The following is a 23,060-nucleotide window of genomic DNA, read 5'->3' as shown; positions in this document are numbered from 1 at the left end:
TCAGTCATCACTTACCTCAGAGTGGCATACGCATAATGTCGTCGAAACCGGTCATCAGCTTGTTCCTTACCTGCATGAGGGCAGAAAAACTGAGTCCCGCTTTCTGGCTGGCGACCATGGCACCAACCAGATCGTCGCTTTGACCCGCATCCACGGCAGTCATCAGCCGTGAGGCGATATTTTGCTGCTCATTGACCCGGCCAACGACGTCGCGCATGGCATCACCGAATGATACGTTCGAGACATCATTCGATTCGATAACAGGGGTTTGGCTGGCGACTCGCTGCATCTCCTGCATCTGCTGCAAGAGCGTCACCTGTGATGACATCATTTCAATCTTCACTCGGTTTATCCCTTAGTTTTGAAGCTGCTGCTCAATGTCTATGCCCTGCTCACGCATGGCCGCCAGCTTGTATCTCAGTGCCCGGGTCGTCATCCCAAGGGCTTCAGCTGTGCGGGTCCGATGGCCGCGAAAGCGGCGCAAGGTCTCTAGTACAAATTGAAATTCTGCGTAGCGGCGGGTCTCACTCAGCCCTTCCGGGGCGGAAAGCACTTCCGGCAACACATCGTCGGATTCAATGGTGTAACTGGGCAGCATCAAATCGACGGCCTGAATATGCAATCCGCGAGCCATGATTAATGAACGTTGTATGACATTGTCCAGCTCCCGGACATTGCCGGGCCAACCGTATGTCAGCAGTTGCTTGCGGGCATTTTCACTGAGGCGATAGCCCTGCTGAAAGGCATGCAGTTCAATGAAGTACTCCGCCAACGGCAGAATGTCGTCGGGACGCTCCCGCAGCGCGGGCCAGTTCATGGGCAGCACATCCAGACGGTAGAACAGATCTTCCCGGAACTGACCAGCGACAACGAGAGTACGCAGATCCTTGTTGCTGGCGGCAATGATCCGTACATCCAAAGCGATGGTCTGGTGACTGCCAAGCCGTTCGACCTCCCGTTCTTGCAAGACCCGCAGCAGTTTGGCCTGCAGCGGTAACGGCAATTCAGAGATCTCGTCGAGCAGCAGAGTCCCCCCCTGAGCCTGCTCGAATTTGCCGGCCTGGGCTCCCGTTGCGCCGGTGAACGCCCCCTTGTTGTGGCCAAACAGGATGGACTCGAGCATGGATTCAGGAATGGCTGCACAGTTGATGGCAACGAATGGTCGGCCAGCCCGGCTGGACATGTCGTGGATGTAGCGGGCCAGTCGTTCCTTGCCAGTACCGGACTCCCCACCGATGAGGATGGTGGCGGATGTCTTGGCTGCACGACGTGCTAGTTGCAGCACTTGCAGGCTCATGGCAGAGACCGCGATGAGATTCGGAATGGACTGGCGCAGACGCAGCGCCCCCTTTACCGCATCCACCATCTGCCGACCACCGAAAGGCTTGATGATGTAGTCGATGGCCCCCGCTCGCATGGCTTCTGCGGCAAGATAGGCCTGATGTTCATTGACCAGAACCATGCAATCGATACCACTGAAGTCATGCACCAATTGCGGGCCGGCCTCGGTCATGACATCCATGTCAAGCAGGATCAGATCAACTGAATTATCCGCGAGAATTACTTTTGACTTTTTAATCGAGTCAACGCAGGAGATGTTATAGCCTTGCGCTAACAATATTTCCGCAATATCGTTTCCATTTGATAACGAAGTGCCAATCAATAACAAATGAGGGACACTCTCAATACCGATTGGCCTTGAGTTTTTCTTGTTAGATAAATCCGAAAGCATAAGAACCCGAACCCGTGATTGTGGACAAACCAATCAACAGAACTGATGTGTCAAAAATAAAAGCGCACCACGCCCAAAAAGCGCCGAAAAAGCGTCTTCAAGTGGGTTATTGATGGTATCAAGGCGGTAACAATGGCCTTGGTAACCCCGCTATCATTAGCATTCCTGCTATTAGACCGGAGGCTTTGCGTCCTGACTTTTCAGTTCAGTTTGCCTTTATCATGCGACTGCCCGTATTGGGACAAGACAGCTCAACTTATTGACGAAGAGCTGCATAGCACATGTGAATTGTTATATTTGTTATTAATCTTCAACGTCGTTGCGTCAAAAACAGTCACATCATAGCGGCTTCTAATGACAATTCAAGTAGATATGCGGAATATCATCTTCCCGTCACTTCATTAACATGGCAATTCTGCTTCAGCCTAATGTACCAATAACTTCCACCCGTAAATCTTCCGGGATTTCATTATAAGAGAGCACTTTGAGACCTTTCGAAAATGAGCGGGCATAACGTGCCATCAGGGGACGCAGTTGCGGCATCACCACCAACACGGGGGCATGCCCCTGCTGTTGCAGCTGTTCCTTCACCAGCGGCATGTTTTGCTGCAACTGGGCCAGAAGCTGAGGGTCGACAGGGAAGCTGTCCAGCTGGATCTTCCCCTGTTGCTGTGACTGGTTCATGGCCGCCAGCAGGGTTTGCTCCAGACGGTCATCCAGTGTAAACGTCGCCAGCACTTCCCGACTGCCGATCGCCTGCCTCACAATCTGGCGCTTGAGCGCACAGCGCACATCCGATGCCAGCAAGACAGGATCCTTGGTCAGCTCGCTCGCATCCAGCAGGGTGGTGGCTATGGTCCGGATATCGGTCAGGCTGACCTGCTCCTTGAGCAGTTGACGAAAAACTCGCAACTGCTGCATCTGGGTCAACGCCAGGTTTAGCTCTTCCGACAGACGGGGAGACTGGCTGGCCAGATACTGTCCCAACTTGCCGACTTCATCGTGACCAAACAAGTTATCCAGCTGCTCCCTCAGCAGCTTGCTGGCATGCGTTGCGATAACGGTCGCCGAGTCCACCACCGAGTAGCCCAAATTCAGCGCCTTGGCCTTGTTCTCCGGCGAAATCCAGACAGCACTCATCCCATAGGCTGGATCCTGGGTCAATTCTCCATCCAGGGCCCCATAGGTTTCACCACTGCTGATCGCCATCAGTCTCTGGCAATCAACATTGCCGCTCGCCAACCCCACACCTGACAGCTTGATCCGGTATTGATCCGGCTGCAGTTGCAGGTTGTCGCGTACCCGGATTTCCGGCAACAGGAAGCCATACTGCTCAGAAAGCGTCTTGCGAATACCCCGCACCCGCGCCAACAACTCAGCCCCCTTGTCTGCTTCAGCCAAAGGGACCAATCGGTAGCCAAGCTCGATGGCAACGGTATCCACGGGTGGCAGATCCTGCCACTCAAGGCCCTGCGGCTCCGGTTGCACCATCTGACGCGTCAGCTCATGTGCTGCCTCCAGGTCGGGCTGACTGACCTGCCGCTTGCTCACGCTCCAGCCTGCCCAGGCCAATACGGCCGCAAAGCTGAGGAATGCCACCATAGGCATACCGGGTACCAGGCCCAGGATCAGCATGATGGCTGCCGCCGTGTAGATTACCCGCGGCGATGCCAGGATCTGCTGGCCCACCTGATCCGACATCTCCCCTTCGTCGCTGACCCGGGTCACTATGATGGCCGCAGCCGTGGACATCAGCAGGGAAGGGATCTGGGCAACAAGACCATCACCGATAGTGAGCAGTGCATAGCTCTGGAACGCTTCCGAAACCGGCAGAGAATGCTGGAAAATGCCGATGGCCAGACCGCCCACCAGATTGATGATGAGAACCAGCAAACCGGCGATGGCATCACCGCGTACGAATTTGGACGCACCGTCCATGGCGCCGTAGAAGTCGGCTTCCCTGGCGATTTCGTCCCGTCTTGCCCTTGCCTGATGCTGATCCATGGTGCCGGCATTGAGATCGGCATCGATCGCCATTTGTTTGCCCGGCATGGCATCCAGGGTGAAACGGGCCGATACCTCGGAGATTCGCTCCCCCCCCTTGGTGATCACCACGAAGTTGATGATCATCAGGATCACGAACACCACCAGACCGACAACATAGTTGCCACCGATCACCACCTCACCGAAGGCCTGGATAACCTTGCCCGCCGCCTCATGCCCCTCATGACCATGCAGCAACACTACCCGGGTCGAGGCCACGTTGAGCGACAATCGCATCAAGGTCGCAACCAGCAGGACGGTCGGGAAGACGGAAAAATCGAGTGGCCGACGAGCCGACACGGAGACCAGCAGAACCAGCACGGCCAACACAATGTTGAACGTAAACAGGGTATCCAGCAGCCAACCCGGCAGAGGCAGGATCATCATGGCCAGAATGGCCAGGAGCATCATGGGTATCGCGGTATAGGATTGGGTCAATACACGCCAGTTCACAACTTACCTCTCAGGTTGACGTAACTCGGGCGGCACATACAGGGGAGCAAGGGGGGTGGGTTTCTTCCCCTTGCCTGCTGCATAGGCCCGCAACTGCAATACATGGTTCAGCACATAGGCGACCGCGGTATAAAGGCCCGCCGGGACCTCCTGATCCACCCGTGTAGAGTAATAGATGGCCCGGGTCAGCTCCGGCAGACTCATGATCATCTTGTCGTGCTGTTTTGCGACCTGGCGGATCCGCTCCGCCATACCGTCGACCCCTTTGGCAATCACATAGGGGGCATTGGCACGCGCCGGATCATACTTGATGGCCACCGCATAGTGGGTCGGGTTGACGATGATGACATCCGCCTGCGGCACACGCTGTTCAATCCGCGCCCTGGCTAGCATTCCCTGAACCTGACGGATCTTGGCCTTTATCTCGGGCCGGCCTTCACTATTCTTGTGTTCATCCTTGACCTCCTGCTTGGTCATGCGCAGCTGCTTGTTCAACGACCAGCGCTGATAGGGTACGTCCAGCACGGCTATCAGCATCTGCACGGAACCAAGCAAAATGAATGCCTGCGAAAGAATGCGCAGCGCCTGCTCCATCGCAGCCTGGGGAGGCATACGGTTCATCATCATCAGCAAGGGCCACTGGTGCTGCAACATCAGGGCCAGCGTCGAACCAATCAGCAGTATCTTGAGTACCGACTTCAGCAGCTCCATCATGCTGTGAGACGAGAACATCCGTTTGAGCCCTTTGAGCGGATTGATTTTTTCCGCACTGGGCAATAGTTTCTTCCAAGTCAGCACCATGCCCCCCGGTACAATACTGAGCAGCACCAGCAGCAGGGCGAGAAAACCGAACAGGGGCAGCAGTACCCACAACATGCTGAGCAGGGATTCAGCTGTCCAGTGGATCATCATCTGAGGCTCCCGGGCCCCCTGCCAGTCGAAACGCTGGGGACGTTTCATCAACTCGGCAAAGAAGTTGCCGAAGCTTGGCACCATCCATTGCATGGCGAGCCCCCCTAGCAACAGCAGTCCGGCCGAACTCAGCTCCTTTGAGCGCGCAATTTGCCCCTCTTCCCGTGCCTTGCGCAGTTTCTGGGAGGAGGCCTCTTCGGTCTTGTCCTGAGCGCTGTTCTGACTCATGAGGGTGTCAATGCCTTGAGCTGTTCCAGTACATAGGTCACCAGATCAAGGTAACGAGCCGGCACGCCGCTGATGGAAATGGCCATGGTCAGCAGGCCCAGCAGCAGCGTCATGGGAAAGCCCAGCGAGAAGATATTCAGGGAAGGGGCGGTTCTGTTCATCACCCCGAAGGTAAGGTTGACCATCAACATGGCAACCACGGCTGGCAGAGTCAGGATCAGGGCTGCTCCGATACTCCAGCCAAACAGACCGATGACGCCTTTCATGTCCAGCAGGTCGAGCGAAGAGCCGGGCGGCCAGCTCCGCAGACTCTGCACCAGCACATCCAGCGTGACCAGATGGCCGTTCAGGCCGAGAAACAGCAATGAGCAGAAGATAAGCATCAGCTGGCTAACGATGGGGGCCGTATCTCCATTGCTGGGATCATTCATCACTGCCATCGCCAGACCCATCTGCATGGAGAGGATCTGACCGGCCATGGTCATGATCATAAACAGCATCTGGACACAAAGTCCGAACAGCAACCCGAACAGCAGTTGCTCTATGGTCAGCACCAGTGCGCCCGTGCTGAACGGGTCGACCACTGGCATGCCCTTGAGCATGGGTGCCAGCAGCAGGCTGATGATGAAGGCAAAAAGCAGACGGACCTGGGGTGGTAACCGACCATCACCGAAGATAGGCATCACCCAGAAGGCGGTAGCGATCCGGATAAACGGCCACCACCACTGCCCCAACCAGGCCGTCAGGTCGGCTGCGCTGAGGGACAGCAGAGAATTCATCCGATTAGTCCGGGTATCTTCAAAAACAGATCGTGGAACAGGGTAGTGATTTGGGAGAGCAGCCAGTTTCCGGTAAAAATGAGCGTCATCAGAGTCACCAGAAAACGGGGCAAAAAGCTGAGGGTCTGCTCCTGGATCTGCGTGGCGGCCTGGAACACACTGACAATGAGACCGATGATGAGGCCCGGAACAATCAGCACCGACACCATCACTACGACCATGTTGACGGCACCGCCAACCAGCGCAACGCTCTGTTCCGGCGTCATGTCAGCCTCCCCCACCAAAGCTGGCAGCCAGCGTACCGACAGTCATCGACCAGCCATCCACCAGCACGAACACCATCAGTTTGAATGGCAACGAAATGATCAGAGGGGACAACATCATCATCCCCATGGCCATCAGAACGCTGGCCACCACCAGATCGATCACCAGAAAAGGGATAAACAACATGAAGCCAATCTGAAATGCCGTATTCAGCTCGCTCAGCACAAACGCCGGCAACAATACACCAAACGGGACGTCGGCTTTGCTGAGGGTGGTGGGCTCACCGGAAATCCGCAGCATCTGCTCCAGATCCGGCTCCCGAGTCTGAGCCAGCATAAAGTGGCGCAACGGTTTTTCGGCGCGCGCCAGCCCTTCCGACAAGGTGATTTCATTCTGGTCGTAGGGAACAAACGCGTTCTGATACATGTCGGTCCATACCGGGCGCATGATCACCAGCGTCAGGATCAGGCTGATGCCGATCAGAACCCTATTGGGAGGACTCTGCTGCAGTCCCATCGCCTGCCGCAAGATCGCCAACACTATGATGATCCTGGTAAAGCTGGTCATCATCAACAACAGCGTCGGCAACAACCCCAACAGGGTCATGAAGAAGAGGATCTGCAACTTGATGTTGTAGTCCTCTCCTCCTTCAGCCCCCGGCATCACCGAGAACAACGTCATATCCGCCCCCCAACTGGGCAGCGAAAACAACAGCAGGACAAGCAGCAACCGGCGCATCAGTCGTCCATGCCACACAGCAGATTGGTGTCGATCACATCCACCAGGCGCAAGCCATATTTGCCATTGACCACGACAACTTCGCCTTTGGCCAGCAGCCGGCCGTTGACCCGAACATCCAGCGGCTCGCCTGCCAGTTTGTCCAGCTCAATCACAGCCCCCTCTTCCACTCGCATCAGATCGCCCAGAGGCACTTCGGTACTGGCTACCTCGAGGGTTACCTTGACCGGGATTTGGCGGAAGAAGGAGAGATCCCGCTGCTTGCTGCTACTGGTCGGAGCCATATAGTCGGCTGCGCTGGGCATGCTGATATCGTCACTAAACAATTGATCCAGTCCATCCAGATCCAGCGGGTCATTCATATTGTGCTCGTTCATGATGTGATTATTCCTCTACAACAGTCGCGACCTGATACACCAGGCTGCCTTTATGTTCAGCGACTCGTCCGCTAAAGCAGGGACGATTACCAATCAGGGCCGGAACGACTTCCGGCAGATCCAGCGAGAGCACATCGCCCACCTTGAGGCACTCCAGATCCGCCAGGGTCATGGACATCTGCCCCATTACCACACGCAGACGCACCGGAACATGCGTCAACACCTGCTCAAGCGCGCCATCCTGCAGCTCATGTCCGGCCGAGAGGCCAGAGTTCTCGGTCGGCGGCACCAGCCAGAGCTGCCAGCCATGTGCAAAACTGCCGACCGTGAGGCTGGCTTCAGACATCCATAGCCGTGATTGCGGCAATGCATCCCTGGTAATGAGAGTCAGCTGCCAGCCAAGATCACCCAATCCGAGACATGAGGACCAGATATCGACCTGGTATTGACAAAGACGCAGCATCAGACGCTGCTCGGTATCGGTCAGCCCTTTACCATGGGAGGGAGCCTCGCTCTGGTCGCGCAAGGCACCACCGAAAAAGAGCACGGCCAGGCGATATATAACGGCAGGAGAAATGGAGAAATAGGCGACCCGTTGTACGTCGAGCACACTGCGCGCTTCCACCCACAGCAGACCATCGTCTTGCACGGGCGAGGCCACAGTCGTGAACTCTTGATAACTCAGCTCGCAGTCGGCGCTATTGAATAACTGCGCCATGCAGCCTGCCGCTTGTAGAGAAAAGGTACCCAGCTGAGCGTTGATCTGCTTGAGCCGCTCCTGGTCAGCCCGTTCGACGCCAAGCAAGTCATAATGAGGAAGAGTTTTGCCCCGCTGTGCACAGAGCAACCGGGAAGGTGTGAGCATTACGCCGCTTGATGACATTCAAAATCCACCTTAGCCATTTTTATCTCGCCTTACAGCCACAGAGACATCCATCAGGCCAGCCATGTGATCGGTACAAATAACCCAGCCGACTTATAGCGACCAGAATGGGCGAGAACTTTATTACAAAACCCTAAAAGGCGCCACGAGCCAGTCTGGCAACCCCATAATAAAAATCCCGGCACCTGAAGGTGCCGGGATTGGTTGGTATTTGCATACCTTGAATTGGGTCGGAGTCGGCCTGTAAGCCGGGTTCTGTACCGGGTTGCCCCGGGTAGCAATCATTCCTCTAGGCCAGCAATCGCTCGCTGGCTCAAGCAACCTACCCGCCCCCAACGCGGGCCGCGCCAATAGGGGCCTATTTGGTCTTGCTTCGGGTGGAGTTTACCGTGCCACGAACTGTTGCCAGTCGCGCGGTGCGCTCTTACCGCACCCTTTCACCCTTACCTGATCCCTTGCGGGCCATCGGCGGTCTGCTCTCTGTTGCACTGGTCGTAGGCTCGCGCCCCCCAGGCGTTACCTGGCACCCTGCCCTATGAAGCCCGGACTTTCCTCCCCTCCGCCCGTCTGTCCCGAGGGACACAACGACGAAGCAGCGATTGCCCAGCCAACTCCGAGGCGCGGATTATAGCCTCGTGATGCCGGCGGGGTAAACCGGCAATTCCCGTTTACGGCAATTAATAGTGCTCGAGGCCGTACTTGTAGAGGGCATTCTTCTTCACGCCGTGGATCTCGGCGGTCAGCGCCGCCGCTTTTTTCAGCGGCAGCTCGGCCACCAGCAGCCCCAGGGTGCGGAGAGCCTCAGCGGGCAGCTCTTCATCCAGCTTGCTGGCGCCGGCCACCACCAGCACGATCTCGCCGCGGCAGCGATTTTCATCTTCGCCGAGCCAGGTCAGCATCTCGGAGGCTGGCAGACCGTGGATCGACTCGAAGGTCTTGGTCAGCTCGCGGCAGACCACCACCTGGCGCTCGCCAAGGATGCGAGCAATCGCCTCCACCGTCTCCTGCACCCGGCGCGGGGATTCGTAGAACACCAGCGAGCGGGTGTCCTCAATCACGGCCTGCAGGCGATCATCGCGCCCCTTGGCTTTGGCCGGCAGAAAACCCTCGAAGGCAAAACGGTCGGTGGGCAACCCGGCGGCGGAGAGCGCCGTGATGGCGGCGCAGGGTCCGGGCAGCGGCACTACTTTTACCCCGGCTTCGCGACAACGGGTGACCAGGTGATAACCAGGGTCGCTGATGAGCGGCGTGCCCGCGTCGGAGACCAGAGCCACGCTCTTGCCTTCTTTGATACGGCCGATCAGCACGTCGGCTTTCTGCTGTTCGTTGTGATCATGCAGCGCAAAGGTCGGCACCGAGATCTGGTAGTGGCTGAGCAGGATGCCGGTATGGCGGGTATCCTCGGCGGCCACCAGATCGACGCTGCGCAGCACATCCAGTGCTCGCTGGGTGATGTCGGCCAGATTGCCGATCGGAGTGGGGACTATATACAGGGTTGGGATGTCACTCATGGGAGCTCCGAGTGTCCCGACAATTGTGTCGCCATATTGGCCCGTTTACACTATGGAGAATTTCAACACTGGTCGGGGAATGAACTTGAACCGGGTTATAAAGCAGCTAAGTGTATCACGACTCTTCGGCATCCTACTCGCGGCAGTCCTGCTCGCCGCCTGTGCGTCGGAGCCCAATCAACCCGCTGGCCAGTCCGGCATGCCGTCGGCCTTCTCGGATCTCACCAAGAATGCCCAGTGGTATCTGGCCCAGGTGGACCCGGCCAAACCGGCCGAAGCCTTCACCTGGCAAGTGATGGCGGCGCGCAGCTATCTGGCGCTCGGTCAGGCCAAGCCGGCCGCGGCCCTGTTCCAGCAATTGCAGAAGCAGGCCCAGAGCACCGAGCAGAAGGCCCAGCTGCAGCTGCTGCAGGCTCACCTGCTGCTCGCTCAGGGCAATGCCAACCAGGCGCTGATCCTGCTGGAAGGCAAGCCCGATGTGGCGCTGGATGCTGATACCCAGAAGGACTGGTACCGCCAGCGCGTGGTACTGCAGCTCGACATCAACAACAAGTTTGGTGCCGCCAAGTCGCTGATCCTGCTGGAGCCCTACTTGGCCCAGAATGAGCTGGCCACCAATCATCAGCAGATCTGGTCCCTGCTCAAGAGCATGACTCCTTCTACCCTGCAGGCTCTGGAAGAGGCACCGGCTCCCGATGTCACCACCGGCTGGCTGCGGCTGGCGGCGCTGGTAAATGAATTCGGTGCCCAGCCCAATCAGCTGGCTCGCCAGCTGGCCGGCTGGAAACAAGCCTTCCCGAACCACCCGGCCCAGAAAGACATGCCGGCCGGACTCGGTGATCTTGCCACCAGCAACATCAATGCACTGCAGCAGATCGCCGTCTTCCTGCCGCTGTCCGGCAACCTGGAACCGCAGGGTGCGGCAATTCGCAACGGCATGCTGATGTCTTACAAGGAAAATCAGAGCCAGTTTACCCTGAACTTCTACGATACCCAGACCAAGTCGACGGCGGATCTCTACAAGCAGGCCATTCAGGAAGGGGCCAACATGATCATCGGCCCGCTGCTCAAAGACCGGGTCGAGGAGCTGCTCAAGGCCAATCCGACCGTGCCGGTACTGGCGCTCAACGAGCTGGACAAGCCGATCGTCAACGACACCACCTATTACTTCTCCCTCTCAGCCGCCGCCGATGCAACGCAGGCCGCCCAATACCTCTATGGCCAGGGTTATCGCAAACCCCTGCTCATCGCCGCCCAGGGGCGGATCGGCTACAGCAGCATCAAGGCGTTTGAACAGGCCTGGGCGACCGTAAGCCAGGACAAACCGGTCGTCGCCACCTTCGGTGCCCGCAACGAAGTTCAGGGTATGGTCAAGAATGCGTTGAGCGGCCGCTCCACCGCACGGGCTGGCGAAGTTGTTCAGCTCTCCGCTGCCGCCCCGCGCAGTATCGACGTGGTCTATGTGGTCGCCAACAGCCTGGAGACCCGGATGATCAAGCCCTACGTCGACATCTCGGTCAATCCGATGGGCAGCCTGCCGATCTACAGCAGCTCGCGCAGCTACGACAGCGCCACCACAGAGGTGGCCTCCGAGCTCAACGGCATGCACATCTCCGACATGCCGCTGCTGCTTGGCGGTTACGAGAAGCAGCGCGAGCAGATTGCCCTGCTCTGGCCGCAGACCCAGGGCGACCTGCTGCGTCTATTTGCGCTGGGCTATGACGCCGTCAGCCTGGCAGAGAACCTGCAGCAGATGCGCAAGGTCAACGCCATGCAGCAGCCCGGCATGAGCGGTCAGCTGAGCGTGGATGCCGGCGGCAACATAGTACGGGTACTGGACTGGGCCACCTACCAGAATGGCAAGCTGGTCAGTGACAGCGCCATGCCCCAGCTCGAGGGAGTCCCCCATGAAGGTACTTCTGGCACGGATGCGCCGGCAGTTACAGAACCTGTTCCCGTCACCAACGAGCAAGGGACAGCACTTTGAGCAGGTAGCGGAGCGCTGGTTGCAGGCCCGCGGCCTGCAACCCGTGACCCGCAACTATCGCTGCCGGGGCGGCGAGATCGATCTCATCATGCGCCAGGGGGAGACCCTGGTGTTTGTTGAAGTCCGTTATCGCGCCCAGGCCAGCCACGGCGGCGCCGCCAGCTCCGTCACCCGACGCAAACAGCACAAGATCGTGCTGGCGGCACGCCACTATTTCAAGCAACATGCCATCAACGAGGCCAATCAGGCCTGCCGATTCGATGTGATCGCGTTCGAAGGCGACCAGCCGGACTGGATCCAGAACGCATTTTAAGAGGACCCCATGACTGACCGCATCAAAGAAAACTACACCGAGAGCATCCAGACCAAGATAGCCGCCGCCGAGGCGCTGCCGGATGCCATCCATACTGCAGCCCAGATGCTGACCATCTGTCTGCTCAATGGCCACAAGGTGATGGCATGCGGCAATGGTCCCTCCGCAGCACTGGCCCAGCTGTTCATCTCTGAACTGGTCAACTGCTACGAAACCGAGCGCCCCTCCCTGCCCGGCATGGCGCTGACCCCGGACATGGCAACCATCAGTGCCATCGCCACCGATCACGGCTTTGAAGAGGTGTATGCCAAGCAGATCCGTGCACTCGGTCAGCCCGGCGACATCCTGGTGGTCATCACCACTACGGGTAACAGCCGCAGCCTGATCAAAGCCGCCGAGGCCGCCCTCTCTCGCGATATGACCATAGTGGTGCTGGGTGGCGGTGATGGCGGCGAGATCGCTGGTCTGCTCGGTCCCAACGATGTGGAGATCCGGGTGCCATCTGCCCGTCGCCCCCGCATTCTGGAAGTGAACCTGTTGACCCTGCACTGCCTGTGTGATCTCATCGACCAGACTCTTTTCCCGCAACAGGAAGATTGAAACCATGAAGAAGCAAACGCTCCTACTCGGCCTGCTGGCCGGCGCCCTGCTGCTGCAAGGTTGTGCGGCCGTGGTGGTCGGTGGTGCCGCCGGTACTGCCAAGGCTTCCGGCGATCGCCGCACCCTGGGCGCCCAATGGGACGATCAGGCCATCGAACTGAAGGCGGCCAACCTGCTGGCCGACAACAAGCCGCTGAGCGCGGCCAGCAAGATCAGCGTCTACAGCAACAACGGCCGGGTACTGCTGGTCGGTCAGACACCTTCTGACGCTTACAAGCTCGAGGCTGGCAAGATAGTGGCCCGTATCGAGGGGGTGCGCCACGTCTACAACGAGCTGCGCCTCGGCCAGCCGGTCAGCATAGGGGTACGCAGCAACGACACCTGGATCACCTCCAAGGTGCGGGCTGACATGCTGGGCGCCAAGAACTTCGACAGCGCCAAGGTCAAGGTGGTCACCGAGAATGGCGAGGTGTTCCTGATCGGCCTGGTGACCCGCCAGGAGGGGGATCAGGCCGTCGAGATCGCCCGCCACGTCAGCGGCGTGAAGCGCGTGATCAAGGCCTTCGAGTTTGCCCAGAACTGACCCTGTTGATCACCATAAAAAAACGCAGCCAATTGGCTGCGTTTTTTTATTTGATGACCTTCAGGGTCGGACGGCCGCTCGGGCGCGGCGGTTCCGGCTCAGGCTCCACCGGCGCTTCGGCCTGCTCCAGCCAGAGATCATAGCCAGGCTCGGGCGGGAACATGGTGCCCACGCCGTTTTCCCGGGCATGAATGGCCAGCACGGCCGCCATCGGGATGTAGACCTGCTGGGAAACTCCACCAAAACGGGCGCTGAAGCTGATGGCATCATTGTCCATGTGGAACTGCCCAACCGCACGAGGTGCGATGTTCAGCACTATCTGCCCATCCTGGACGAACTGCATCGGCACCATCACATGGGGGATGTTGACGTTGACCACCAGGTGAGGGGTCAGCTCATTGTCCAGCAACCAGTCAAAGAACGCCCGCAACAGATACGGGCGACTGGGCGTCATCGTCGGTTCCATGCTCATACGCCAGCGCGGATCTCGCGCTCGGCTTCGGTCAGGGAAGCCTGGAAGGATTCACGTTCGAACAGACGAACCATGTAGGCCTTCAGCTCTTTGGCGCCACGACCGGTGAAGTCGATGCCCAGACTCGGCAGACGCCACAGCAGCGGGGCCATGTAGCAGTCGACCAGACCGAACTCTTCACTCATGAAATAGGGCATCTCACCGAAGATGGGGGCGATGGCCAGCAGGTTGTCCCGCAGCTCGGCACGCGCCGCATCCACGTCGGTACCCGCCATAATCTTGTCGGCCAGGGAGTACCAGTCCAGCTCGATGCGATGCATCATCAGACGGCTGTTGCCGCGCGCCACCGGGTATACCGGCATCAGGGGCGGGTGCGGGAAACGCTCGTCCAGATATTCCATGATGATGCGCGAGGTATAGAGAGCCAGCTCCCGATCAACCAGGGTCGGTACAGTGTTGTACGGGTTCAGCTCGGCCAGCTCATCCGGCAGGTTGGCAGGGTCTACCTGGCAAATATCTACGCTAACACCCTTCTCCGCCAGGACAATGCGCACCTGATGGCTGAACATGTCGTTGGCACCGGAAAACAGCGTCATTACCGAACGCTTATTGGCAGCTACAGCCATTGAACCCTCCCGTCATTAAAAAGCAGAAACGGCAATGAAGTATCTTGGACTTCATTGCCGTGCATTATATTACCCGGATCTGGTCGCTTAGTGAACGTCGCGCCAGAATTCCTTCTTCAACAGCACAGTGAAGATGAAGAAGATCACGATGAAACCAAGCACCCAGAAGCCCATGCGTTCGCGCTCCTGTTGTACCGGTTCAGCCGAGTAGACCAAGAAGTTTACCAGATCCAGCACCGTCTGATCATACTCTTCGTTATTCATTTCACCGTTGCCGTCAGATTTGATGCTGACAACCTGCTGAACGTCGACACCATCGACCTGGTGGGTCGCAAACTCGGCGCGGGGCGTCCCCTGCAGCGGCTCCAGCACGTGAGGCATGCCCACGGACGGGAACACGGCGTTGTTCACCCCGAATGGACGGGTCTCGTCCACGTAGAAGGAACGCAGATAGGTGTAGATCCAGTCCGCGCCACGTACCCGGGCGACCAGCGTCAGATCGGGGGGCGGTGCACCAAACCACTTGGCCGCATCCTTGTCCGGCACCGAGTTTTCCATCAAATCACCGATCTTGGCGCCATTGACGATCAGGTTGGCCGCCATCAGGTCTTCCGGGATACCGATGTCTGCCGCCACCCGGTTGTAACGCTGGTACTGGGTGCTGTGACAGCCAAAGCAGTAGTTCATGAAGGTGGCGGCACCACGCTGCAGGGACGCCTTGTCGTTCAGATCATAGTGAGCCTTGTCCAGATGCACGGCCCCGGTGTTGGCAAACACCAGTGACGGCAGCAGGGTCAGCACTGCAAATATTATTTTTTTCATTTGAATGTCACCCTTTCCGGCAGCGGCTTGGTGCTTTCATTCTTGCTGTAGAAGAACAACAGGACGAAGAACCCGAAATAACCCAGGGTACAGATCTGGGCGATCAGCGTCAGGGTCGGGGTCGATGGCAGCACGCCGAGTACCCCGAGAATGATGAAGCAGACCACGAACTGGGCGATGTTCAGCTTGTGCAGGGTGCTACGATAGCGCACCGAACGCACCTTGCAGCGATCCAGCCAGGGCAGCAGGAACAGCACCACGATGGAGAGGCCCATCATGATGACGCCCAGCAGCTTGTCCGGTACCGCCCGCAAAATGGCGTAGAAGGGGGTGAAGTACCATACAGGCGCGATGTGTGCCGGGGTCTTCAGGCCGTTGGCCACTTCAAAGTTCGGCTTCTCGAGGAAGTAACCCCACATGTCCGGCTTGAAGAAGATGATGGCGCAGAAGAAGAACAGGAAACCGGCTACGCCAATCATGTCCTTGACGGTGAAGTAGGGGTGGAATGCCACCGCATCCAGCGGCCAGCCGTTCTCATCCTTGTGCTTCTTGATGTCGATGCCGTCCGGGTTGTTCGACCCCACTTCGTGCAGCGCTAGGATGTGCATGGCAACCAGCATCACCAGCACCAGCGGCAGGGCGATGACGTGCAGCGCGAAGAAGCGGTTGAGGGTAGCGCCAGAGATGACGTAGTCACCCCGGATCCACAGGGTCAGATCGTCGCCGATGACCGGAATGGCACCGAACAGCGAGATGATGACTTGCGCGCCCCAGAAGGACATCTGGCCCCACGGCAGCAGGTAGCCCATGAAGGCTTCCGCCATCAGGCAGAGGAAGATCAGCATGCCGAAGATCCACAGCAGCTCGCGCGGCTTCTGGTAGGAGCCGTAGATCATGCCGCGGAACATGTGCAGGTAGACCACGATGAAGAAGGCGGACGCGCCGGTGGAGTGCATGTAGCGCAGCAGCCAGCCGTAATCCACATCCCGCATGATGTACTCCACGGAGGCGAAGGCACCTTCGGCGGAGGGGTTGTAGTTCATGGTCAGCCAGATGCCCGTGATGATCTGGTTGACCAGCACCAGCATGGCGAGCGAGCCGAAGAAGTACCAGAAGTTCAGGTTCTTGGGCGCCGGATACTTGGCCATGTGGTCGTTGTACATGGCGGTGAGCGGAAAGCGATAGTCAATCCAGCCCATCAGTTTGGCAAACATGGTCAGGCCTCCTTGCCATCGGCACCGACCAGGATGGTGGTGTCGCTAAGATATTGGTACGGCGGAATGACCAGGTTCAAGGGTGCTGGCACCCCCTGGAACACTCGACCAGCCATGTCGAACTTGGAGCCATGGCACGGGCAGAAGAAACCGGAAGTCACCCCCTGCACCTGTTCGCCGAAGTTGTCCGGCAGGTAGGAGGGAGAGCAGCCCAGGTGGGTACAAATACCGACGGCCACGAAGATCTCCGGCTTGATGGATCTGTAGCCATTGTGGGCATAGTCGGGTTGTTGGGGCTCGTCAGAAGCCGGGTCGCGCAGCTTGTCGTCATGCGCGGCCAGGGCATCCAGCGTCTGTTTGGTGCGTTTCACCACCCAGACCGGCTTGCCTCGCCACTCAACACGGATGAGCTGGCCTGGTTCCAACTTACTGATATCCACTTCAACCGGAGCACCCGCCGCTTTGGCTTTGGCACTCGGGTTCCATGACTTAATAAACGGCACTGCGGTAAAAGCAGCTCCTACCCCACCAACGGCGACCGTTGACCAGGTAAGAAATCTGCGGCGACCGGTATCAACTGGCGCATTGCTCATCCAAAAACTCTCCCATGTGGACTCCGCACATTCTTATTGTGTCCCTGTTCCCCTTTCTTCCGTGACAACAGCGGCGGAAGCGGAGTTACAATTGTCACAGAAAAACCGAGGGAATTTTAAAGAAAAGATAACAACTTGACAAGAAAGAGAAGCGAAGGTCAAAAACAATAAATACACAATTTTTTGTCTTTTGTGACGTGGTGTTAGCAATACCGTTCGTAATATTACCAATAAAAAAAGCCTGGCACGTGGCCAGGCTTTTTTGACACTCGCGAGAGTGCGTACAAAAAGCGAATTAACGCTTGGAGTACTGCGGACGCTTACGAGCTTTGTGCAGACCGACTTTCTTACGCTCAACCTTACGGGCATCACGAGTAACAAAGCCAGCTTTACGCAGTTCGGAACGCAGGGTTTCATCGTACTGCATCAGAGCACGAGTGATACCGTGACGGATCGCACCAGCTTGACCGGAGATGCCGCCACCGTTAACGGTGATGAACAGATCCAGTTTCTCGGTCATCTCAACCAGTTCCAGCGGCTGACGAACTACCATGCGGGCAGTCGGACGGCCGAAGTACTGCTCCAGGGAGCGCTGGTTGATTACGATTTTACCGCTACCCGCTTTGATGAATACGCGAGCAGTGGAGCTTTTGCGACGGCCAGTACCGTAGTATTGATTTTCTGCCATGTTGCCAGTTCCCGATTAGATATCCAGTACTTGAGGTTGCTGAGCAGCATGAGCGTGCTCGGCGCCTGCGTAAACTTTCAGTTTACGGAACATGGCACGGCCCAGCGGACCCTTCGGCAGCATGCCTTTGACGGCAGCTTCGATTACCATTTCCGGTTTACGCTGAATCAGCTTGTCGAAGCTGATGGACTTGATACCACCCGGGAAACCGGAGTGAGCGTGGTACATTTTGTCGGTAGATTTCTTACCGGTTACGTGTACCTTCTCGGCGTTTACAACGATGATGTAATCACCGGTGTCAACGTGCGGAGTGTACTCGGCTTTGTGCTTACCACGCAGACGAGCAGCGATCTCGGTTGCGATACGACCCAGAGTTTTACCTTCTGCGTCCACAATGTACCAGTCACGTTTTACGGTTTCTGGCTTGGCAACGAAAGTTTTCATTAAGTTAAACCCAATTACCTGTTACAGACCCAATTGCTTATGGGGGCTCTCCCACAAACAACAAACGATGGCCTACCTGTACCCCTTCGAATACAAGTAAAGCTTAAAGTGTTGCTGTCTTATCGACAGCTGTAACGTGGGCCGGGCGATTATAAGTGAAGTTGCCTTAAATATCACCTGCTAATTTCACTGCCATGAAGCTAGCAAATGTCGCCCGGCCCTACCTGCCGCAGATGCCCATCCGACTGGCAGGCGCGGTATTGTGACTAAGGAAGGTGCACTCTGGCAAGGTATTCGTGCGATTGCATTTCCTGAAGCCGTGAAAGACAACGTTGGAATTCGAAATCCAGCAGCCCGTGACCATAGAGTTCCTGCATGGGCACCGCCGCCGACATGATGAGCTTGACGTGCCGCTCATAGAACTCGTCCACCATGGCGATGAAGCGGCGCGCCGCGTCATCCGTGCCTGCCCCCATGGGCTGCACATTGGCCAGCAGGACGGTGTGAAACAGCCGCGCCAGTTCGATATAGTCGCTCTGGGAACGGGGTGTGCAGCAAAGTTGCTCGAACTCCATATAGAGCACACCTTCCCCCATCCCCAGCGACGCCAGCTGACGGTGGTTGATCTCGACCTGGCCCGGCAGGGCCTGCTGAAGCCCGGTTAATTGTTGAAAATAGAGCTCGAGATTGGATTTTGCCTGCCGATCCAGCGGGAAGTGATAAATCTCCGCCTGCTCCAGCGTGCGCAGGCGATAATCGGTACCGCCATCCACGTTAAGTATCTCGCAATGACGCTCTATGAGGGCAATGGCCGGTAGAAAACGGGCACGTTGCAAGCCGTTTCGATACAAATCCTGCGGCGGTATGTTCGAGGTCGCCACCAGCACGACCCCATGGCCGAACAGCTCCTGGAACAGGGTCCCCAGCAGCATGGCATCGGTAATGTCGGAGACGAAAAATTCGTCGAAGCAGATGACGTCGGTCTCGTCGGCCAGCTTGCGGGCGATCAGCTTGAGCGGATCGGCCTGGCCGGTCAGCCCCTTGAGCTCATCGTGCACACGGTGCATGAAACGGTGGAAGTGGATACGCAGTTTGCGCTCCCCTGGCAAACTGTCGAAGAAAGTATCCATCAGCCAGGTCTTGCCTCTGCCCACGCCACCCCACATATATAGCCCCAGGATGGGCGTACGGGGCTTCGGCTTTTGCAGCCAGCCCAGCAGACCGCGGGATCTGGTCGGAGTCGGGGTTTGGCATAAATCCTGATAGAGTCGCTCCAGACGGGCCACTGCCATCGCCTGAGCGGGGTCGGCCACGAAGCCGGGGCGCTGCAAATCCTGCTGGTATTTTTGCTGCGGGGTCATCCTGTCGATTGCCTTCAAGTCCCTGAATGAAGGACAAAATGGTATCACGCCCTCGGGGTGCACGGTATAGTGCCATCAAGGCGTAGCGGCCGTTCAGGCCGCATTAACATACATTGGTTTAGCTGTAACAAGGAGCATCTATGAGTCTGTTAAACGGGATCCTGCTGGCTGTCGCCGCCTTGATTATCGGTATCATCATCGGTCGCTTCACAGTGCGCAGCCGGGATGCCGGCCGTCTGGAACAAGAACTGAAGAAGGCTCACAAGGAACTGGAAAGCTACCAGGGTCAGATCAATACCCACTTCGCCGACAGTGCCGCCCTGATGGAGCAGTTGGCCGAGCAGTACCAGACCCTTTATCGCCATATGGCGGAGCAGAGCAAATTCCTGGCCAAGGCCCAGGAGCCGCTGTTCCGTGAAACCCTGCTCGACGAGAGCAGCGATGTCCCGGCCAATGAAGAACCGGGTGTACCGCCCCGTGACTATGCAGGGGCCTCCGGTCTGCTCAAGCAGTCCAGTTAGTTCCCCGCGGAACTAATTGCGCTGTATCGTGGTCAGACCTTCACGATTGCATTGCAACTTTTTCTGGGAGCTGTTTTTCATATGCGTAAACCTCTTTCTGTGCTTAGTGTGTTAGCCCTCAGTGTCGGTATCGCCATGTCTGCGGCCCCCGTGCAGGCTGCACTGCCCTCCCTTTTGGCGAACAATCAGGAGATGCCGAGCCTGGCGCCGGTACTCGAACAAGTCACCCCTGCCGTGGTCAACATTTCCGTCTCCGGCAAGAAGATCACCCGCCAGCGTCTGCCGGAACAGTTCCGCTTCTTCTTCGGCCCCAACATGCCTGACGAACAGGTGAGCGAGCAGCCCTTCCAGGCGCTCGGGTCCGGCGTCATCATCGACGCCAAGAAGGGCTACGTGATCACCAACGCCCACGTGGTGCACGAGGCGGACGAGATCAAGGTCAACCTGAAGGATGGCCGTGAATACGCCGCCAAGAAGATCGGCGAAGACAAGCAGTCCGACATCGCCCTGCTGCAAATCAAGGCCGAGGATCTGGTTCAAATCAAATTCGCCGACTCTGACGAGCTGCGGGTCGGTGACTATGCGCTGGCCATCGGCAACCCGTTCGGTCTCGGCCAGACCGTCACCTCCGGCATCGTCAGTGCGCTTGGTCGCAGCGGCCTCAACATCGAGAACCTGGAAAACTTCATCCAGACCGATGCGGCCATCAACTCGGGCAACTCGGGTGGCGCCCTGCTCAACCTGCGTGGCGAGCTGATCGGCATCAACACCGCTATCCTGGGCCCCAACGGCGGCAACATCGGCATCGGCTTTGCCATTCCGTCCAACATGGTGCGCGACCTGTCCGAACAGATCGTGAAATACGGTGAAGTCCGTCGTGGCCAGCTGGGCATCATAGGGACCGAGCTCACCTCCGAAGTGGCCAAGACTTTCGGCTACAACAAGAAGGACGGTGCCTTCGTCAACCAAGTCATGCCTGACTCCGCGGCAGCCAAGGCCGGCATCAAGCCGGGCGACATCATCGTCAGCATCGACGGCAAGGCCATTCGCTCCTTCGGCGAGCTGCGGGCCAAGATTGCCACCATGGGTGCCGACAAGCAGGTGGCACTGGGCCTGATCCGCGATGGCAAGGAGCAGACCGTCAAGGTCACCTTGAAGAAGGCGGATGACAGCGAAATCCTGGCCAGCGCGCTGCACCCGGCACTGGAAGGGGCCAAGCTGAGCACCACCAGCGAGCCGGTGAGCGGCGTGGCCGTCTCCGAGATCGATCCGCGCTCCCCTGCCGCCGCCTCCGGTCTGCAGAAGGGCGACGTCATCATCGGCGTCAACCGCCTGCGCATCAACTCGCTGGAAGAGCTGAGCAAGGCACTGAAGAACAAGCCGGATGTGCTGGCCCTCAACATCCAGCGCGGCGACTCTTCGCTCTACCTGGTAATTCGTTAATCTCCTCTCACCCGCGGCGCCTGCCGCGGGTGATTTTTATCCACCGATAGTGTTATTCTCTGCCCGCTCTATGTACGGATGAGAATGACATGAAAATCCCCCCTATAGTCAGTTACTTGGGCAAGTCTGTCGGCTTCGGTCTCACCGTGGCGGCGCTACTGTTGCTGCTGTTTCCCAATTTTCGGGGCGGGGCCCAACTGCCCGGCCTCATCACCAATGCCCGTGAACTGAGCTTCTCCTACGCGGCGCACCGCGCCGGCCCTGCCGTCGTCAACATCTATACACGCAGCTTCGCCCGCAATCAGGGCAACCAGACCGAACTCCGGCCCCAGGGGCTGGGCTCTGGCGTCATCATGAACCAGCGCGGCCACGTGCTGACCAACTACCACGTCATCGCCGATGCGGACCAGATCATAGTCGCGCTGCAGGACGGACGGGTGTTCAGCGCCGAACTGGTCGGCACCGACCAGCTCACCGACCTGGCAGTGCTCTACATAGAATCGGACAACCTGCCGGTGATCCCGCAGGATCCGGAGCGGTTGCCCGACGTGGGTGACGTGGTGCTCGCCATCGGCAACCCCTACAACGTCGGCCAGACCATCACCCAGGGCATCATCAGCGCCACCGGCCGCATCGGCCTCTCCAGCATGGGGCCGGACAGCAACGGCCGGCAGGATCTGCTGCAGACCGACGCCGCCATCAACGAGGGCAACTCGGGGGGCGCCCTGGTCAATGCCCGCGGCGATCTGGTGGGCATCAACACCGCCGCCTACCACCTCAACGGCAATCAGGAGAGCTACGGCATCAGCTTCGCCATTCCCTACAAGCTGGCCAAGCGCATCATGGACGAGCTGATCGCCAACGGCCGGGTGATCCGCGGCTACCTCGGCATCTCCAGCGTCGAGATCAATCCCATCGTCGCCCGCATGATGAATCTGGGTGACCTGCGCGGTCTGGTGGTGGAGAGCCTGGATCCCAACGGGCCGGCCACCAAGGGCGGGCTGAAGCGGGGCGACGTGCTGCTCAAGATCAACGGCGAGGCCATCAGTGGCGTGCGGGCCGCCATGGACAAGATCGTCGAGAGCCGGCCCGGCACTAAACTCACCATCTCGGTGATCCGCGATGGCAAACCGCTCGAGGTGGAGGTCATCATCGAAGAGGATCTGCGCTACCAGAACCGGGCCAGCGCGAGTGCGGCCACCGCCAGCTGACATCCCCACGGTCGGGGCGACGAGTCGCCCCTTCTACCCCCCTTTTCCCCTCCCGGCCGTGAGGCGACTCACAGTTTCAGCCAAGGGCCAGCAGCCCCTCATCCAACGCCAAGTGCGCCCCTGATCACACAAAACAGGCGCCAATGAGCACTCTTTTCCGCTTGATGCCGCAAAAGCGGCTTCAATTGGCCAGCTGACGCGCGAATTTCCGCTTCGAATCGGAAAAACGGTGCCTCCTCTCCCGAACATGACCGGCTTAGGG

General features: G+C 58.2%; 25 protein-coding genes, 1 other RNA gene and 1 riboswitch. Of the genes, 7 read left to right on the top strand and 19 right to left on the bottom strand.

Translation table 11 applies throughout. The annotated features are described in order from the left end of the window. Positions 1 to 16 precede the first annotated feature (16 nt). The 11 genes from lfiE to rsmI all read right to left on the bottom strand — a co-directional run bounded on the left by lfiE (position 17) and on the right by rsmI (position 9,920). Entirely contained in the window at positions 17 to 343 is a 327-nt protein-coding gene (gene lfiE, locus AB5Y94_RS17040) for a lateral flagellar hook-basal body complex protein LfiE (protein ID WP_017409393.1), read from the bottom strand. Between the two features lie 12 nt (positions 344 to 355). Then, complete coding sequence (lafK, locus tag AB5Y94_RS17035) at positions 356 to 1,732, bottom strand: lateral flagellar response regulator transcription factor LafK (RefSeq protein WP_244364936.1); 1,377 nt, start codon at positions 1,730 to 1,732, stop codon at positions 356 to 358. Between the two features lie 137 nt (positions 1,733 to 1,869). Continuing rightward, positions 1,870 to 1,957, bottom strand: a riboswitch (cyclic di-GMP riboswitch). Between the two features lie 195 nt (positions 1,958 to 2,152). Continuing rightward, positions 2,153 to 4,228, bottom strand: coding sequence for a lateral flagellar biosynthesis protein LfhA (gene lfhA / locus AB5Y94_RS17030; protein WP_244364935.1), 2,076 nt, complete (start codon positions 4,226 to 4,228; stop codon positions 2,153 to 2,155). Positions 4,229 to 4,231: 3 nt separating this feature from the next. After that, positions 4,232 to 5,368 carry a flagellar biosynthesis protein FlhB gene (gene flhB, locus AB5Y94_RS17025; protein WP_005305844.1) on the bottom strand — a complete coding sequence of 379 codons (1,137 nt, stop codon included), beginning with the start codon at positions 5,366 to 5,368 and terminating at the stop codon, positions 4,232 to 4,234. After that, the gene (gene lfiR, locus AB5Y94_RS17020; protein ID WP_005305847.1) at positions 5,365 to 6,147 is read right to left on the bottom strand and encodes a lateral flagellar biosynthetic protein LfiR; all 783 of its coding nucleotides are present in this window, start codon (positions 6,145 to 6,147) and stop codon (positions 5,365 to 5,367) included. Before lfiR ends, flhB begins: the two co-directional genes overlap by 4 nt. Continuing rightward, positions 6,144 to 6,413: a lateral flagellar biosynthetic protein LfiQ gene (gene lfiQ / locus AB5Y94_RS17015; RefSeq protein WP_126880635.1), complete on the bottom strand. Its 270-nt coding sequence runs from the start codon at positions 6,411 to 6,413 to the stop codon at positions 6,144 to 6,146. Before lfiQ ends, lfiR begins: the two co-directional genes overlap by 4 nt. 1 nt (position 6,414) lies before the next feature. Then, positions 6,415 to 7,149, bottom strand: a complete 735-nt coding sequence (gene fliP, locus AB5Y94_RS17010; RefSeq protein ID WP_005305852.1) for a flagellar type III secretion system pore protein FliP — start codon at positions 7,147 to 7,149, stop codon at positions 6,415 to 6,417. Further along, the gene (lfiN, locus tag AB5Y94_RS17005; protein WP_244364933.1) at positions 7,149 to 7,526 is read right to left on the bottom strand and encodes a lateral flagellar motor switch protein LfiN; all 378 of its coding nucleotides are present in this window, start codon (positions 7,524 to 7,526) and stop codon (positions 7,149 to 7,151) included. The genes fliP and lfiN overlap by 1 nt, the downstream gene beginning before the upstream one ends. 7 nt (positions 7,527 to 7,533) lie before the next feature. After that, positions 7,534 to 8,409 (bottom strand): lateral flagellar motor switch protein LfiM, encoded by an 876-nt coding sequence (lfiM, locus tag AB5Y94_RS17000; protein ID WP_192897008.1) that lies wholly within the window; start codon positions 8,407 to 8,409, stop codon positions 7,534 to 7,536. Positions 8,410 to 8,637: 228 nt separating this feature from the next. Further along, positions 8,638 to 9,024, bottom strand: an RNA gene (gene rnpB, locus AB5Y94_RS16995) — RNase P RNA component class A. A gap of 62 nt (positions 9,025 to 9,086) precedes the next feature. After that, positions 9,087 to 9,920, bottom strand: a complete 834-nt coding sequence (rsmI, locus tag AB5Y94_RS16990; RefSeq protein WP_017779751.1) for a 16S rRNA (cytidine(1402)-2'-O)-methyltransferase — start codon at positions 9,918 to 9,920, stop codon at positions 9,087 to 9,089. Between the two features lie 79 nt (positions 9,921 to 9,999). On the opposite strand from rsmI, the gene AB5Y94_RS16985 reads away from it, so the two are divergent. From AB5Y94_RS16985 to dolP, 4 genes are read left to right on the top strand one after another with little or no spacing between them, the layout of a single operon-like run. Next, the gene (locus AB5Y94_RS16985; RefSeq protein ID WP_368206206.1) at positions 10,000 to 11,907 is read left to right on the top strand and encodes a penicillin-binding protein activator; all 1,908 of its coding nucleotides are present in this window, start codon (positions 10,000 to 10,002) and stop codon (positions 11,905 to 11,907) included. Beyond that, positions 11,828 to 12,220, top strand: coding sequence for a YraN family protein (locus tag AB5Y94_RS16980; protein WP_080629143.1), 393 nt, complete (start codon positions 11,828 to 11,830; stop codon positions 12,218 to 12,220). The genes AB5Y94_RS16985 and AB5Y94_RS16980 overlap by 80 nt, the downstream gene beginning before the upstream one ends. Positions 12,221 to 12,229: 9 nt before the next feature. Continuing rightward, positions 12,230 to 12,820, top strand: a complete 591-nt coding sequence (locus tag AB5Y94_RS16975) for an SIS domain-containing protein (RefSeq protein WP_005305871.1) — start codon at positions 12,230 to 12,232, stop codon at positions 12,818 to 12,820. 4 nt (positions 12,821 to 12,824) lie between these two features. Next, positions 12,825 to 13,403 (top strand): division/outer membrane stress-associated lipid-binding lipoprotein, encoded by a 579-nt coding sequence (gene dolP, locus AB5Y94_RS16970; RefSeq protein ID WP_010635941.1) that lies wholly within the window; start codon positions 12,825 to 12,827, stop codon positions 13,401 to 13,403. A 46-nt stretch (positions 13,404 to 13,449) separates the two neighbouring features. Here dolP and AB5Y94_RS16965 read toward each other — a convergent pair whose 3' ends face one another. From AB5Y94_RS16965 to zapE, 8 genes are all read right to left on the bottom strand, one after another. After that, positions 13,450 to 13,875 carry a ClpXP protease specificity-enhancing factor gene (locus tag AB5Y94_RS16965; RefSeq protein WP_260751279.1) on the bottom strand — a complete coding sequence of 142 codons (426 nt, stop codon included), beginning with the start codon at positions 13,873 to 13,875 and terminating at the stop codon, positions 13,450 to 13,452. Then, positions 13,872 to 14,501, bottom strand: a complete 630-nt coding sequence (sspA, locus tag AB5Y94_RS16960) for a stringent starvation protein SspA (protein WP_010635939.1) — start codon at positions 14,499 to 14,501, stop codon at positions 13,872 to 13,874. Before sspA ends, AB5Y94_RS16965 begins: the two co-directional genes overlap by 4 nt. Before the next feature lie 87 nt (positions 14,502 to 14,588). Continuing rightward, positions 14,589 to 15,323 carry a cytochrome c1 gene (locus AB5Y94_RS16955; RefSeq protein ID WP_010635938.1) on the bottom strand — a complete coding sequence of 245 codons (735 nt, stop codon included), beginning with the start codon at positions 15,321 to 15,323 and terminating at the stop codon, positions 14,589 to 14,591. After that, positions 15,320 to 16,537 (bottom strand): cytochrome bc complex cytochrome b subunit, encoded by a 1,218-nt coding sequence (locus AB5Y94_RS16950; protein WP_005305888.1) that lies wholly within the window; start codon positions 16,535 to 16,537, stop codon positions 15,320 to 15,322. The genes AB5Y94_RS16955 and AB5Y94_RS16950 overlap by 4 nt, the downstream gene beginning before the upstream one ends. A gap of 2 nt (positions 16,538 to 16,539) precedes the next feature. After that, entirely contained in the window at positions 16,540 to 17,130 is a 591-nt protein-coding gene (gene petA, locus AB5Y94_RS16945) for a ubiquinol-cytochrome c reductase iron-sulfur subunit (RefSeq protein WP_005305890.1), read from the bottom strand. A gap of 295 nt (positions 17,131 to 17,425) precedes the next feature. Next, positions 17,426 to 17,818, bottom strand: a complete 393-nt coding sequence (gene rpsI, locus AB5Y94_RS16940; protein WP_005305893.1) for a 30S ribosomal protein S9 — start codon at positions 17,816 to 17,818, stop codon at positions 17,426 to 17,428. Between the two features lie 15 nt (positions 17,819 to 17,833). Beyond that, positions 17,834 to 18,262 carry a 50S ribosomal protein L13 gene (gene rplM, locus AB5Y94_RS16935; protein ID WP_005305895.1) on the bottom strand — a complete coding sequence of 143 codons (429 nt, stop codon included), beginning with the start codon at positions 18,260 to 18,262 and terminating at the stop codon, positions 17,834 to 17,836. A gap of 266 nt (positions 18,263 to 18,528) precedes the next feature. Then, positions 18,529 to 19,623, bottom strand: coding sequence for a cell division protein ZapE (gene zapE, locus AB5Y94_RS16930; RefSeq protein ID WP_005305898.1), 1,095 nt, complete (start codon positions 19,621 to 19,623; stop codon positions 18,529 to 18,531). A gap of 140 nt (positions 19,624 to 19,763) precedes the next feature. Between zapE and AB5Y94_RS16925 the strand changes: the two genes are divergently transcribed. From AB5Y94_RS16925 to degS, 3 genes are all read left to right on the top strand, one after another. Then, complete coding sequence (locus AB5Y94_RS16925; protein WP_005305902.1) at positions 19,764 to 20,144, top strand: YhcB family protein; 381 nt, start codon at positions 19,764 to 19,766, stop codon at positions 20,142 to 20,144. A gap of 81 nt (positions 20,145 to 20,225) precedes the next feature. Continuing rightward, positions 20,226 to 21,587 carry a Do family serine endopeptidase gene (locus AB5Y94_RS16920; RefSeq protein WP_005305907.1) on the top strand — a complete coding sequence of 454 codons (1,362 nt, stop codon included), beginning with the start codon at positions 20,226 to 20,228 and terminating at the stop codon, positions 21,585 to 21,587. A gap of 89 nt (positions 21,588 to 21,676) precedes the next feature. After that, a complete protein-coding gene (degS, locus tag AB5Y94_RS16915) occupies positions 21,677 to 22,798 on the top strand; it encodes an outer membrane-stress sensor serine endopeptidase DegS (RefSeq protein ID WP_017788267.1) in 1,122 nt (373 codons plus the stop codon). Positions 22,799 to 23,060: the final 262 nt, after the last annotated feature.

Source organism: Aeromonas sp. s5 (genome assembly GCF_040907865.1).
Classification (GTDB): Bacteria; Pseudomonadota; Gammaproteobacteria; order Enterobacterales; family Aeromonadaceae; genus Aeromonas; species Aeromonas dhakensis.
The sequence above is the reverse complement of the archived record's forward strand: the minus strand, read 5'-3'. Positions and strand labels throughout refer to the sequence as shown.